This window comes from Paracoccus tegillarcae (assembly GCF_002847305.1).
Taxonomy (GTDB): Bacteria; Pseudomonadota; Alphaproteobacteria; order Rhodobacterales; family Rhodobacteraceae; genus Paracoccus; species Paracoccus tegillarcae.
On record NZ_CP025408.1, the window covers coordinates 425,816 to 438,468 of the forward strand.

The following is a 12,653-nucleotide window of genomic DNA, read 5'->3' on the forward strand; positions in this document are numbered from 1 at the left end:
TCTGATCACGAGAGGAGAGTTTCATGGCCCTGCCACCCCGCACGCATTACACCCTGCACGAAGTCACTGCCCGCTGGGGCTGCAATATAGCGGATGTTGCCGGTTGGGCGGACGCGGGACGGTTCAGAATCCTGACTGGCATCGCCTTGGTGCAATGCGGCACCGAGACCGTGGCGGGCAAGGTGGTGCTTTCACCCGATGGAAGTGCTGCCGTTGTTCCGACGGTGCGGCACAGGTCCCACCGAGGGGTCTGTCCGCCGCATTCAGATGCTGGATAGGTCGGACTGGCTGCTGATTACTGATCCGGCTGCCGGAGTGACCGTGACCATAGCCGACATGCTGGTGCTGGCCGAGGATGTGCATGCCTTCGAGGACGAAAACGACATGGTGCGACGGGTGACTTCCGGTCCAGGCGCTACGACGCCCTATGATTGGGAAGGGATGAACGTCGCTCTGATCCGGCGCATCCATGATGACGGCCTGCCGGCAACGCAGGCGGAGCTGATAGCGGAGATGCAGGATTGGTTTGCGGATCAGTCAGACGGCGAGAGGATCCCTGACAGCCGAACCATCCGACGTCGGATCACGCCCGTCTGGAAGGCGCTGCGACGTGAGGGGGAGTAGTCCACCCAACGCGATGTCAGGCCGACTTGCGGTCGCCGCGATCCTCGGCGTCGTGGACCAGCCGCGGCTTCGGCCGCAACGCAATGGCCACAGCGTCGACGCCGGCGCGCAGGGGTGAATCCATCAGGTGGGCATAGCGCAGGGTGGTCTGCATCTGGCTGTGCCCCAGCAGCTTCCCGATCATCTCCAAGGATGCACCGCCGCTGACCAGGAGCGAAGCGAATGTATGACGCAGGTCGTGGATGCGGACATCCTGCAACCCGCATCGCTTCTGCACCTGTGCCCAGAACCGGCGCACTTCCTGCACCGGCTGACCGGGCGTGTCGCCGGGGAAAAGCCACGGCGTGCCCCGTGGGACGTGAAGCATGCGTTGACGCACGACAGCGGCGGTCTCGTCCGAGATCGGCACGCGATGCGCGCGGCGCTGTTTCGTCATGGTGGGCGGTTTCGACCAGCTCATGTGCTCAAGGTTGAACTGTTCAAATCGAGCCTGTCGCACCTCGCCCAGCCGGGCGCCGGTCAGCATGCACATCCGGATGATGTCGGCCGCGCGCCGGTCTTCGGCGGCATCCAGCGCCTCGCCGAGGCTGGCGATTTCTTCCTTTGACAAGAACCGCTCACGCGGGGTTTCCGTGCGGCGGTGAAAGCGCTGGGCGGGATTGTCCTCGCACCAGCCCCACTGGACCGCCAGCGTGAACATCTTGCGCAGGATTTCCCCCACGCGGTTGGCACGCACGGGCGTCGGCCTCGCTCCCTGCAACTTGCGGGCCCTGTTGTTCGGCTTTTCCTTGTGTGGCCGCGCCCGGCCCTCGGCCACACGGGTGAGGAATTTGTCGACATCGCTCGCGGTGATTTCCGTCACCAGCTTGCGGCCCCACACTGGCGCTACCATCTTGGCCATCACCGATCGCTGGTCGGCCGCGCTCCGTTCCGACAATTTCGGCAGGTGCTCGGCACAGTAACGCTCGATCAGGTCATTCACCCGTGGCGCATCGCGCTTCGCTTCGCGCAGGGCAAGCGGGTCGGCCCCGGCATCGATCTCGCGCCTCAGTTCCTTTGCCCGTTCCCGCGCCGCCGCTACGGACCATTCCGGCCAGCGCCCGAAGGTCATTCGACGCTGTCGACCCGCATGCCGGTAGTCGATCGTAAAAGCCCGACCGCCGCCGCGATAGATGCATACGGCAAAACCCCGCAGGTCGGTATCGAAGATCTGGTAGTCCCGCCCGGGCACGGGCTCGGCGTCGCGCAGCACTTTTTCTGTCAGTTTGATGCGTTCGGGCATGAGTTGGATCCTTCTTGCATCCGACATGAGGCGTGGTTTCGCCTGGACATCAAGACAAGCATGAAGGCTCGGGTGGCGCCGAGGCGGAGGGTGGCGGGGCCAACGCCAGAGTGATGCCACCCCTTGTTTTGTTGAGCTTCCTGCGATGGGCAGCTGAATGGCGTTGTCGTCGCTGCCGCGCGGACGGGAACGCTGAGCCAAGAATTCCCTCTGCAAGGAACAGCGGATCAGCAAATCACCAACGAATCCGATGGTGGCGCTGCTGCCGTGTCGGGTGCCACCCCCTCTTTGCCTATCTGCGCCAGTCAAACCCGGCCTATCCGGATGTTTGCAGGTGTTTGCGGCCATGGCGTCTGTTTCACCCATCCGCTCGCCCACGCTCTCTTCACCCTGTTCAAAGCCGGCCGGCCCCGAAAATCCTAGCAAAACAAGGGGTGGCGCTAAGGCGGCGTTCTTTCCGCCACCCTCCGCCTCGCCGCCACTCCTTCGGGTCTGCGCTCACTGGTTCCTGCAAGTTACCCCCGATCACCGGGGCCAAGACCAGGAGACCCCGATGCTGCATCTCGGATCGATGCCAGACACCATGGAAAAACCCCGCACGCTGCTGGTCGGCTGGATCAGCCGCCTCGACCTCGCGCTGGAGCTCGGCCTTTCGGTCGACACCCTCCGGCGCTGGGAGGCGATGCGGACCGGACCGCCCTGCGTGCGCGCCGGGCGCAAGGTCTATTACCGCCGCGCTGCCGTCGAGGAATGGCTGGAAGAGCAGGAGCAAGACGCCCCGCGCCGCCGCCATGCCGGAGGACGCCGGTGATGCAGAAGCCTCCCCACTCCGACTGGCCGGGCGACCGCGTCACCGAGGCGCGCGCCGTCATCGCGGATGTCGTGCATCACAGCGACCAAATGCTCCGGCTCGCCTGCATTGTGCTCGTCCGACACGGCGAAACCGCTGAAGAACGCGCTGACGCCCAGCGCCTACTCTTGGTGGTTGACGCGCGACGCCCGGTTCAGCGCGCCCAGCGCGAGGATCAGGGGAGGACCGAGCGATGAAACGCCGTGGCACCCCCGAGGCCGATCTACAGCGCGTCGTGGTACAGGCGCTGCGCTTCGCCCTGCCCCGTGCCGCGATCATCCATCATTGTGCCAATGAGGTGACCGAACCCGGCCCCCGCGGGTCAAAACGCCAAGCGATCCTCGTCGGCATGGGCGTCCACGCTGGATTCGCCGATCTGATGATCCTCTGCGATGGCCGCATCCTCTTCCTCGAGCTGAAAGCGCCCAAGGGGCGACTACGGCCGGCGCAGGAGGCGTTCAGGGATGCGGTTTTGGCACAGGGCTTCTGCTGGGCACTGGTGCGCAGCCTCGACGACGCGCTGGGTGCGCTGGCCCATCACGGCTTCACCACGCGTATTGCGCCCGCCACGCGGAGGCTTGCCCCATGAGCCATCGTGCAACCATCTGGGCCATACAGCAGCGCGGTTTGAAACCGGCGACCAAGATCGTGCTCTGGTTCCTCTGCGACCGGCACAACCCGGATTTCGGCTGCTTTCCGACGCAGGCCAGGCTGGCTGAGGATGTGGAAATGTCGGTCTCAGCACTGAACGAACATCTCGCCCGGCTCGAGGAGCTACGGTTGATCCGGCGCGTTCGCAGCCATGATCCTCGCACGCACAAGCGCCAGGCAACTCGCTACATCCTGGGGTTCGAAGAGGGTTTCTCGCAAAAGCCAATTCCGGAAACCGAAGAAGGCTTTGAGAGAACAGAAAGCGAACCACCGGATAACCCAACTCCGGAATCTGGACTTGGAGCCATCTCCGGATTTCCGGCGAACCCATCTCCGGATTTTCCCGATATCCATCTCCGGAATCCGGAGACTAACCTTGTAAGAGAACCTCTAAGGGAACCAGTAAAGGAGGAGGAGGACACGCAGGCGCGCGTGCCCATTTCCGATGAGATGTTCCTTGATCTCCTCGGCACGCTGGGCCTCGATCCCGCCGCCCTGCCCGGTTGGTGGCAAGGCTGGCCGCCCCGGCAGCATGTCCAACGCTGGCGCGACGAGCTGGGCCTGACCGAGGCGGAAATCATCGCCACGGCCAAGGCCTCCCGCAAGGACCACCCCCAGCCTCCCGATGGACCAAAAGCGCTCGACCGGGGGATGCAACGGGCAGCCACGCGCAAGGTTGAGGATGCTGGCCGGAAGCGGCGGAAGCCGAGGCCAGTTTCTGACCCTGCCGCCGCGCCAATCACCGATCTCCCTGCCTTCTACGCCGACCTCGTCAATTCCGACCGTTTCCTGCCAACCAGCATGATTTCCAACACCATGCGCGACGCCATGCTGGCCCGCGGACTTGTCACGGCCGAACGCCTCAGAAAACGGGGCGTGCAATGACCCTGCATCGACCGATCAGCCGCGCCGGTGGCACGAAAGTCAAACGGGCGCTGGGCGTTCAGGCAGCACTGGAATGGGCGTTCCGGGTCGAGAAGGCCCAACTCGAACTCCCACCGCCCCAGAACGTGAGCGAGGAAGGGTTTGGCTTCGGCCTGGAATATGTTCTGCTGCAACGCGCCGCACTGGGCTGCAAGATCGACGGCGGGCAGCACAAGATTGGCGGATACACCCACGAGGACGCCGAGGTGATCGCCGCCACTGTAGCCGGACTCCCCGACAGCCTCGGCGGCAAGCGAATGGCAATCCGTGTGGCGGAACTGGCACGAGCCGGGCTAACCCCGGACTGGATGCCCGGCGCCGTCCCGCGCTGCGTTCCGACCATCGTCAAGAAGAACCAGCACGGCACACATGCGGGCACCGTCGTCGTAGCGGTCGAGCGCATCCGGGTGCGTGGCGCGGGCTCCCGTGCCACATGGAAGAGCGTTGACATTCTGGCCTGCCCGGTGACTTTCTCCCCCTATCCGCAGCAGATCGAGGCTGCCCGGCGCAGCTATGACGACTGGTGGCAGGCGCTTAGCTGGGTTCGCGAGGGCCTAATCGCGGGCGGGATGCTGCGGGACGTCGAAGTGACGACGGCGATGCCGAAGCCGCGGCCTTGGAACATGGGGTGAAATCGATCTTGAGGGCGGGGAGTTGTCACTCGCTGCATGTGGGATGAACGGTGGCGATGCTCATCAGTGTGCAGACCGCCGCACTCACATTTCACCACCGACACCCTTGAACTTATCGACAAAGTCGGAAATCCTCTCGAATACTCTCGCCTTCTTGCCCCGAAATTTAGGATTCAACGGGCTCATTTTGGGCAGTATGGCATTTAGGTCAGCCCCATTTTCAGACGCGAACTCTCGTTTGACCGAAATCTCGATATAACGTTTTGCCGCCTCGGGATTCAGATCTTCGGAGGTGATGATCTCGCCCACTTCGCGGCGTTGCTCTTCCCGTGCAAAGGCGAAGAACGCGCCGATCAGGCTTGACTTGTCGTCGAGGCGATCAAGGTCTGTCAGGTTAATGAAGTCGACGATTAGGCTCTCCTTCGCCCGGTTGCCGAGGCTGGCACGAATTGCGCGGCGGGCCTCCTCGATCAGCCCCACCTTGTCTTTAAACTTCTTGTTCTTCTCAAAGATCAGTTCGAGGATATATTCGAGGTTGATCTCCTGCGATTTGAGCAGATCGACCTCAAACACCACATCATCCCAGTCGATACCAGATTTATCGTTGTCGGCCGCGCTCTTTTCTTGCCGCAGCCAGTCTCGGATGTCGTTGTAGGTGGACCTGTAATCTTGGGTTTTGCGCTCAGAAGGCAGATGAGTTTTCTGCATTTCATGCAGCACGTCGTCATTCAGATAGTGCTTCGCCTTGAAGCATTCCATGGCCTCTGGATTACGGGCATCCACGTCCTGAAGAGCTTTCAGTGCCGCGAATTCATCGTAGTTCCGCAGGGTATTTTCGGCCTTGAGATACTCGCCGAATAATTTTACAAAATCCTTTTTATCGGATTCTTTTTCGATCGCTGAAGGGTTCGGAAACCGGCTTTCTAGTTCACTCACGATATCGATGAAACCGCGTCGGGTGTTCCCGTTTTCCTGATCCCGAAAGCCATTCATGTATTCGTCGTAGCTTTTCTCCAAGACAACATTCTTGGTGTTCTTGTCCCCGAAAAGCGTGATCGCGTCGACGGTCGCCTGTTCGAGATTACGGAAGGCGATGATATTGCCAAAGGTCTTGGTCGCGTCGTAAATGCGGTTCGTTCTGGAAAATGCCTGTATCAAGCCGTGGAAGCGAAGGTTCTTGTCAACGAATAAGGTGTTCAGAGCCGGGGCGTCGAAGCCGGTCAGAAACATGCCGACAACGATCAGCAGATCGACTTCTCTGGATTTTACGCGCTTCGCCAAGTCTCGGTAATAGTTTTGAAAACCCAGCCCATCGACGCCGAAACTCGTCTTGAAATACGCGTTGTAGTCCCGGATCGCCGCATTCAGAAATTCTTTGGCGCTGCTGTTCATCGCCGAAACGTCAAAACTCTCGTCCTGGATGTCCCCGACGGCGTCTTGTTCTTCGTTCGCGGCGAAGGAGAAGATCGTCGCGATCTTCAGGGGCTTGTCGTTGTTGGCCTGCAGCGCGTTCAGCGTCTCGTAATATAGCTTGGCAGCATCCACGCTGCTGACCGCGAACATGGCGTTGAAGCCGCCGCTTCCCGCCTTTAGCCGGTGCGTCTTCTGGCGAAAATTGTTAAGGATATACTGCGAAACTTCCTTGATCCGTTCGGGATGCTGCAGGGCCTGCTTGTTTTCCGCGGCGCTTAGCTTTTTCTCGTCTTGCTCGCTCTCGATGGCTTTGAACTGCGGCCGCACGTCGTTGTAATCGACCTTGAACTTCAGCACCTTCTCGTCACGGATGGCATCCGTGATCACGTAGGAATGCAACTCGCGCCCGAACACGCTGGCGGTGGTTTCCGCGCCCGCAGCATTCTCCGGAAAAATCGGCGTGCCGGTGAAGCCGAACTGGTAGAACCTTTTGAATCTCTTCCTCAGGTTCTTCTGCGCCTCACCGAATTGACTGCGATGGCACTCGTCGAAGATGAAGACGACCTGCCTGCCATAGATGGGCAGATCAGCTTCGGCCTTCATCAAGTTGTTCAGCTTCTGGATAGTGGTGACGATGATCCTGTTGTCATCCTTCTCCAGATTACGTTTCAACCCTGCGGTGCTGTCAGAACCGTTAACGCTTTCGGGCGAAAACCGCTGATATTCTTTCATCGTCTGGTAGTCGAGATCCTTCCGGTCGACGACGAAGAACACCTTGTCGATGAAGTCGAGTTCGGTTGCCAGCCTGGCAGCTTTGAAGCTCGTCAGAGTCTTACCTGACCCTGTCGTGTGCCAAATGAAGCCACCGCTTTCGGGCTTGCACCAGGTTTTGGCCAGATAAGAGCTGCGGATTTTCCAAAGGATGCGCTCTGTCGCCGCGATCTGGTAGGGGCGCATGATCAACAGGGTGTCGCTGACATCGAAAACAGAATACTGCAGCAAGACATCCAGCAGCGTGCGTTTCTGCAGGAAGGTTGAGGTAAAGTCTTTCAGATCCTTGATCAATCCGTTGTCGGATTGTGCCCAGTTCATCGTGAAGTCGAAGCTGTTCTTGTTGCGCTTCGTGGTGTTGGCGAAATAACGGGTATCGGTGCCGTTCGAGATTATGAACATCTGCAGGAACCGAAAGAGCGAGTTCTCGCTGTTAAAGCTCTCCTTGCTGTAGCGATGGATCTGGTTGAAGGCCTCGCGAATTGCAACACCGCGCCGTTTCAGCTCAATCTGCACCATGGGCAGACCGTTCACCAAAATCGTCACATCATAGCGGTTGGCATGAGAGCCAGTTTGCTCGAACTGCTTGATAACCTGCAGCTTGTTGCGGGTCTTGTTGCGTTTGTCGACCAAATGGATGTTCTGAATGCGGCCATCATCAAAGACAAAATCATGGATGTGGTCATCTTGGATCTTGCGGGTTTTGTCGATGATGCCTTCGCTGGGCCTGTCCAGATAGGTCTCGACGAAGCGCACCCACTCGACATCTGAAAAGACGACGCTATTCAGATTCTGCAACTGAACGCGGATGTTGGCAAGCATCGCCTGAGCCGAGGTGATGTCGGGACGGAATTCATAGCCCTGATCGACCAGATCCCGCACCAGTTCACGCTCCAGATCGTCTTCCCTCTGGTAACCCTTGGCGGCACTTTCGATGCGCTTGTATGCATCTAGAACGATGAAAGTCTTGCTCTCGGCGATCGGCGTCAGAGTCTCAGACATTCTGCGCTTCCTGTTTCCAATAGCCGTAGTTGTCAATCAGGTTATCGAGCAAGTGTTTGACTGTCTGCTTCTGTTGCGGGGTCGGGTCGGCGATCTGTTCGGTTGACAGAGACGAGTGGCTGAAGGTGTTGATCAAGCGCACATAGGCTTCTTTGTTACCCTCGGCGGTGTTCAACAAATCGCCCCATTTGTCATGCCCCAAGAACCCTGCGGTCTTCTCATAAAGGTTGCGAAGCAAGGTAAAGTGATACCGTTCTACCTTATCTTTTTCGAGGGCCTCTTCCAACATGTGCCGCAAATGCAGATGATAGGTGAAACTCTTGTTGGCATCACCGTATTTGGTATTGAGCGTAAAGCTCCCGTCTGCATGGCGCTCCAGCAAATAGCAGCCGTCATTCGCGGGCTTCTTTTTCAAATCCAACTCGTTATGCAGCACGTTATAGAACAGCGGGTTGTGCGTGGTGATTACAAACCTCAGTTGAGCGGGGGCCTTCTTGATCAGGTTCGCGAGGTTCACCGCCAGTTCGATCAGGTGGTTTTCGTCCAGCGAGCTGACAGGGTCGTCAACGAACACATATTCCAGCGCGTTGAACTGATCAGTCCCGCGCTGATCCGGTTCGCCGATACTTAGTTCGGCCACCACCGTTTCCAGCAGCGTGTAGAAGATGCTCCAGATGAAATTGCTCTCTTCGCCCTTTGAGATCTTGAACGCATCTGTCCTCGCGTCATCGCCTGCCTCGATGGTGAAGGTCACTTCGGAAAAGGCCTTCACCGAGGTCTTGCTGCCGTCCTCGTTGTCGAGGGTATAGGCCTGATTGAAGGTCGGAGTCAGAGCTGCCTTGGAATAGTGTTGAAACACGCGGGTGATGTTCACCTCTTGGCCTTGATCAACCAAAATCCAGTCGGTGAAGCTGTTGGGCTGGATCACCAGCTTGGGCAGGCCATCCCCCTTCAAGTCATTGTCCCAGTAGAACAGGTCCTCGGTGAAGGCGCTGTAGTAGAGGATCTTGTTACGGGCGGGGGTGTCGTCGCCCTCGATCCTGGGGGCAATCAGGTTCTTCATGGCGCGGGACAGACGGGTTTTGCCGGTGCCGTTGAAAGCGTAGATCAGTTGGACCTTTTTGTTCGAGTCGCGCAGCTGCGCGGCGATCTCTTCAAGGGTTTTGGTCATGCCTGATCCCCTTTGGGAAAGCTCAGCAGCAGATTGCGGTAGTATTCGTACTGCTTTTGCCGCAGCGCGATTTCGCGCGGCAGGCCTGTGGTAAGCGAAGCGGTGATCGTGTCGAACTTGTCGAGGATCGAGACGATGCGGGCTTGCTCGGCTAGGGCGGGCCATGGAAGTCGAATGCTGTTTAAGTTTTTCTGGTTCAACTTTGGTTGGGCAGCGCCCGATATATAAGGTGTTAAATCTATGTTATTCAGGTAATATTCGACGAATTTTCGCTCTGCGTAAGTGTCGAACTTCAACACATGGGCATGATTGTTGACCCAAGACTTACCGCTGACGCTGAATGCGATTGGTGTGCTTCGCGCAAGCAGATTCGCACCATCCTCAGAGATCAGAAGAAAATCGCCGTCAAAGATAAAGTCTTTCACGTAATCGACGACTCCTGATGCGCCATAATAGGGAATGTTGCCTGGCTGCCTCAGACCGCTTGTGATTGGAACGCGGCGTGAGTCTAGGTTCTCAGCCACCTCCCCCAACGTCTTCCACTCCACATCCCCGCCCTCAAAACTGAGGAGTTGGTTGCGGTAGTGGTTGTATTGGGTTTTGCGGGCGGTAAGCTCTGCGGTAAGCTCTGCGGTGAGCGCGGTGAATGCGTCCAATATCCGAACAATCTCGGCCTGAATCACCAAAGACTTCTGCGGGTTCTCTGGACAGGGGATAGGAATGGTCTTGTTGCAAAAGTTACTGATCCAATGACGTTTGTGGTCGCCATCAGTTTGCTCACTCGGCAGGGTGTTCAACCAATGATACACATACTTCAAAGAGAAACGCCCCTCGTCGCGCGACTTGATCATCTTCATCGCGGAGGACTTCGCCTTGAAATCAAAATCAACCCACTTATTGGCTGTAGTAAAATCGTCGAATATAATTGTAGGTGATGATTGCGCAGGATAAATCCCGTGCATTTCGTCAGTGTAGCCAAGGACGAAAGTCTTGCCAGCAGTAAGCACCGGCGTAGCAAATTCATCGCTATAGTTTGACGATTCAACTAGGTAATTAGTGGGCTGCTCATATTGCGTAACCTCTCCCAACGGCATCCACTCCACCACCGCCCCATTCAAAAGGCGCTCAAGATACCCGAAACCGCTCACGCCTCGATCTCCGCTACGATCGCGTCAATCTGCGCGCGCAGATCTGTGATCCGCTTCACCGTGTCCGAGATATCCCTATTGAGGGTGACAATATCCGTCACCTCGCGGGTGTCCTTCGGCTCCACATAGGCGCTGACCGAGAGGTTATAGTCATTGTCCATTATCTTTTGCTGCGCCACGTTCTGCGCCACATGTGGCACCGCCTCTTTGGTGGCAAACAGGCGCAGAACCTGGGCGATGTGGGGATCGTCCATTAGGTTGGTGCTGGTGCTTTTGCGGAAGAACGCATCCCCGCTGGCATCAATGAACTGCACATCGGAGTTTTGCTTGTTCTTGGCCAGCACAAGGATCGTCACCGCGATGGTGGTGCCGAAAAACAGGTTCGGCGCCAGCGCGATGACGGTTTCGACATAGTTGTTGTCGACAAGATACTGGCGGATTTTCTGCTCTGCCCCGCCGCGATAGAAGATGCCAGGGAAGCAGACAATCGCCGCGCGGCCACGGGACGAAAGGTAATGCAGCGCGTGCAGGACGAAGGCGAAGTCCGCCTTGGATTTCGGGGCCAAGACGCCTGCGGGGGCAAAGCGCTCGTCATTGATCAGGGTGGGGTCGTCCGACCCCTTCCATTTCACCGAGTAAGGCGGGTTCGAGACAATTGCGTCAAAGGGCACGTCATCCAGGAAATGCGGATCTTCCAGTGTGTTCCCGTGCTGGATGTTGAACTTGTCGTAGTTCACGTTATGCAAGAACATGTTCATGCGGGCGAGGTTGTAGGTGGTGTAGTTGATTTCCTGCCCGAAGAAGCCGCCTTCGATGATGTGATCGTCGAAGTGTTTCTTGGCCTGCAACAGCAGTGAGCCAGAGCCACAGGCGGGGTCGTAGATCTTGTTGACGCGGGTTTGGCCGTGCATCGCGAGTTGCGCGATCAGCTTGGACACGTGCTCCGGGGTGAAGAACTCGCCGCCCGACTTGCCCGCGTTGGCGGCATAGTTGGAGATCAGGAATTCATAGGCATCGCCGAAGGGGTCGCCCTGCGCATCTGCGAAGTCGAGCTTGAGCCCCTCGACGCCTTTGAGAACCTTGGCCAGGCGGTCGTTCTTTTGGGCCACAGTGTTGCCAAGGCGGTTGCTGGTGGTGTCGAAATCGGAGAACAGGCCCTTGATGTCTTGCTCGGACGGGTAGCCATTGGCCGAGCCTTCGATTGCCTTGAAGACGGCGGCAAGGTCCGTGTTTAGGCTTTCGTTGGTGTTGGCGGATTTGGCCACGTTCCTGAACAGCTGCGACGGGTAGATGAAGTAGCCCTTGGTCTTCACCGCATCATCGACGACCTCGGCGGGGATGTCAGCATCACGCATGGCGGCGTAGTTGACGCCCGGATCGCCGCCTTCGATGTAGGTAGTGAAGTTCTCGCTGATGAAACGATAGAAGAGCGCGCCCAAGACGAATTGCTTGAAGTCCCAGCCATCGACTGCTCCGCGTACATCGTTTGCGATGGCCCAGATCTGGCGGTGAAGTTCGTCGCGCTGTTGTTGCCCGGTCATTTCTGTTTACCCTCTTGTTCCTGCTGGGCGATCCAGCGATCGATCTCGCCCTTACGAAATCGCCACGCACTGCCAACTTTGAAGCCAGGAACCTTGCCCTCGGAGGCAAACCGATAGGCCGTCTTCTCCGCGATTCTGAGATAATCGGCGAGTTCCTTCGTGGTCATGATGTCATCGTTGGGCATTCGGAAATGTCCTTTCAGATGGACCTGGGTTGAAACTAGAGGAACCTGAGGACGGCGGCAAGCTAGGCAATCAGAACGCCTGCGCGTGGCGCTTGGCATATCTGTTACGCTTGGCACGAAAGTCCTCAATGGGCTGGCACTGGTCACGCTGTGCGGCATTTCCGAATGTTAGCAGAGGGCCGACTGCGTCACTCAAGGACTACGCGCTCCCCCCCCACGGCATGGTTCCTCCCCGGTCCTGAACGTATGCGGGGGGGCGCAGCGCGGAAGTCTTCTAGCGACAGCCGATTTCACCGGGGAAGCCACCCGGAATCCAGGCAGCCAGCCTGAGAGCCGTTTCGGTCAATAAAACAATACCTTGAGCACCCCACGAGGGTGGCTTCCTGCTGGATTCCGGCAGAATCCAGGAAGCCATCTTTAGGATCCACTTTGCGGAAGCCAGCGCCACCGGAAGCCACC

12 protein-coding genes are annotated in these 12,653 nt (G+C 58.2%); 6 read left to right on the plus strand and 6 right to left on the minus strand.

Going from position 1 to position 12,653, the window contains the following annotated elements; all coding sequences use genetic code 11:
- Positions 1-198 precede the first annotated feature (198 nt).
- Complete coding sequence (locus tag CUV01_RS02140) at positions 199-624, plus strand: hypothetical protein (protein WP_232962431.1); 426 nt, start codon at positions 199-201, stop codon at positions 622-624.
- Between the two features lie 16 nt (positions 625-640).
- Here CUV01_RS02140 and CUV01_RS02145 read toward each other — a convergent pair whose 3' ends face one another.
- Positions 641-1,906, minus strand: coding sequence for a tyrosine-type recombinase/integrase (locus CUV01_RS02145; RefSeq protein ID WP_101459024.1), 1,266 nt, complete (start codon positions 1,904-1,906; stop codon positions 641-643).
- A gap of 553 nt (positions 1,907-2,459) precedes the next feature.
- Here CUV01_RS02145 and CUV01_RS02150 point away from each other — a divergent pair.
- Genes CUV01_RS02150 through CUV01_RS02170 form a run of 5 tightly spaced genes read left to right on the plus strand, consistent with a single transcriptional unit; the run spans position 2,460 to position 4,963 of the window.
- Positions 2,460-2,717, plus strand: coding sequence for a helix-turn-helix transcriptional regulator (locus CUV01_RS02150; RefSeq protein ID WP_101459025.1), 258 nt, complete (start codon positions 2,460-2,462; stop codon positions 2,715-2,717).
- Positions 2,717-2,953, plus strand: a complete 237-nt coding sequence (locus CUV01_RS02155) for a hypothetical protein (protein WP_101459026.1) — start codon at positions 2,717-2,719, stop codon at positions 2,951-2,953. Before CUV01_RS02150 ends, CUV01_RS02155 begins: the two co-directional genes overlap by 1 nt.
- A complete protein-coding gene (locus CUV01_RS02160) occupies positions 2,950-3,345 on the plus strand; it encodes a VRR-NUC domain-containing protein (protein ID WP_101459027.1) in 396 nt (131 codons plus the stop codon). Before CUV01_RS02155 ends, CUV01_RS02160 begins: the two co-directional genes overlap by 4 nt.
- The gene (locus CUV01_RS02165; RefSeq protein WP_101459028.1) at positions 3,342-4,292 is read left to right on the plus strand and encodes a helix-turn-helix domain-containing protein; all 951 of its coding nucleotides are present in this window, start codon (positions 3,342-3,344) and stop codon (positions 4,290-4,292) included. Before CUV01_RS02160 ends, CUV01_RS02165 begins: the two co-directional genes overlap by 4 nt.
- Complete coding sequence (locus CUV01_RS02170) at positions 4,289-4,963, plus strand: hypothetical protein (protein WP_101459029.1); 675 nt, start codon at positions 4,289-4,291, stop codon at positions 4,961-4,963. The genes CUV01_RS02165 and CUV01_RS02170 overlap by 4 nt, the downstream gene beginning before the upstream one ends.
- An 84-nt stretch (positions 4,964-5,047) precedes the next feature.
- On the opposite strand, the gene CUV01_RS02175 is transcribed toward CUV01_RS02170, so the two are convergent.
- The 5 genes from CUV01_RS02175 to CUV01_RS02195 are packed head-to-tail and all read right to left on the minus strand — an operon-like array spanning position 5,048 to position 12,194.
- Positions 5,048-8,149, minus strand: a complete 3,102-nt coding sequence (locus CUV01_RS02175; protein WP_101459030.1) for an HsdR family type I site-specific deoxyribonuclease — start codon at positions 8,147-8,149, stop codon at positions 5,048-5,050.
- Positions 8,142-9,320: an AAA family ATPase gene (locus tag CUV01_RS02180; protein WP_101459031.1), complete on the minus strand. Its 1,179-nt coding sequence runs from the start codon at positions 9,318-9,320 to the stop codon at positions 8,142-8,144. Before CUV01_RS02180 ends, CUV01_RS02175 begins: the two co-directional genes overlap by 8 nt.
- Positions 9,317-10,468 (minus strand): restriction endonuclease subunit S, encoded by a 1,152-nt coding sequence (locus tag CUV01_RS02185; protein ID WP_198731868.1) that lies wholly within the window; start codon positions 10,466-10,468, stop codon positions 9,317-9,319. The genes CUV01_RS02180 and CUV01_RS02185 overlap by 4 nt, the downstream gene beginning before the upstream one ends.
- Entirely contained in the window at positions 10,465-12,009 is a 1,545-nt protein-coding gene (locus CUV01_RS02190; RefSeq protein ID WP_101459032.1) for a type I restriction-modification system subunit M, read from the minus strand. Before CUV01_RS02190 ends, CUV01_RS02185 begins: the two co-directional genes overlap by 4 nt.
- Entirely contained in the window at positions 12,006-12,194 is a 189-nt protein-coding gene (locus CUV01_RS02195) for a helix-turn-helix domain-containing protein (RefSeq protein ID WP_074556260.1), read from the minus strand. Before CUV01_RS02195 ends, CUV01_RS02190 begins: the two co-directional genes overlap by 4 nt.
- Positions 12,195-12,653 lie beyond the last annotated feature (459 nt).

What these genes read in the sequence shown, in the direction of transcription:
- CUV01_RS02140 (WP_232962431.1), top strand. Translation starts at nt 199, where the DNA reads ATGGAAGTGCTGCCGTTGTTCCGACGGTGCGGCACAGGTCCCACCGAG.
- CUV01_RS02145 (WP_101459024.1), bottom strand. Translation starts at nt 1,906, where the DNA reads ATGCCCGAACGCATCAAACTGACAGAAAAAGTGCTGCGCGACGCCGAG.
- CUV01_RS02150 (WP_101459025.1), top strand. Translation starts at nt 2,460, where the DNA reads ATGCTGCATCTCGGATCGATGCCAGACACCATGGAAAAACCCCGCACG.
- CUV01_RS02155 (WP_101459026.1), top strand. Translation starts at nt 2,717, where the DNA reads ATGCAGAAGCCTCCCCACTCCGACTGGCCGGGCGACCGCGTCACCGAG.
- CUV01_RS02160 (WP_101459027.1), top strand. Translation starts at nt 2,950, where the DNA reads ATGAAACGCCGTGGCACCCCCGAGGCCGATCTACAGCGCGTCGTGGTA.
- CUV01_RS02165 (WP_101459028.1), top strand. Translation starts at nt 3,342, where the DNA reads ATGAGCCATCGTGCAACCATCTGGGCCATACAGCAGCGCGGTTTGAAA.
- CUV01_RS02170 (WP_101459029.1), top strand. Translation starts at nt 4,289, where the DNA reads ATGACCCTGCATCGACCGATCAGCCGCGCCGGTGGCACGAAAGTCAAA.
- CUV01_RS02175 (WP_101459030.1), bottom strand. Translation starts at nt 8,149, where the DNA reads ATGTCTGAGACTCTGACGCCGATCGCCGAGAGCAAGACTTTCATCGTT.
- CUV01_RS02180 (WP_101459031.1), bottom strand. Translation starts at nt 9,320, where the DNA reads ATGACCAAAACCCTTGAAGAGATCGCCGCGCAGCTGCGCGACTCGAAC.
- CUV01_RS02190 (WP_101459032.1), bottom strand. Translation starts at nt 12,009, where the DNA reads ATGACCGGGCAACAACAGCGCGACGAACTTCACCGCCAGATCTGGGCC.
- CUV01_RS02195 (WP_074556260.1), bottom strand. Translation starts at nt 12,194, where the DNA reads ATGCCCAACGATGACATCATGACCACGAAGGAACTCGCCGATTATCTC.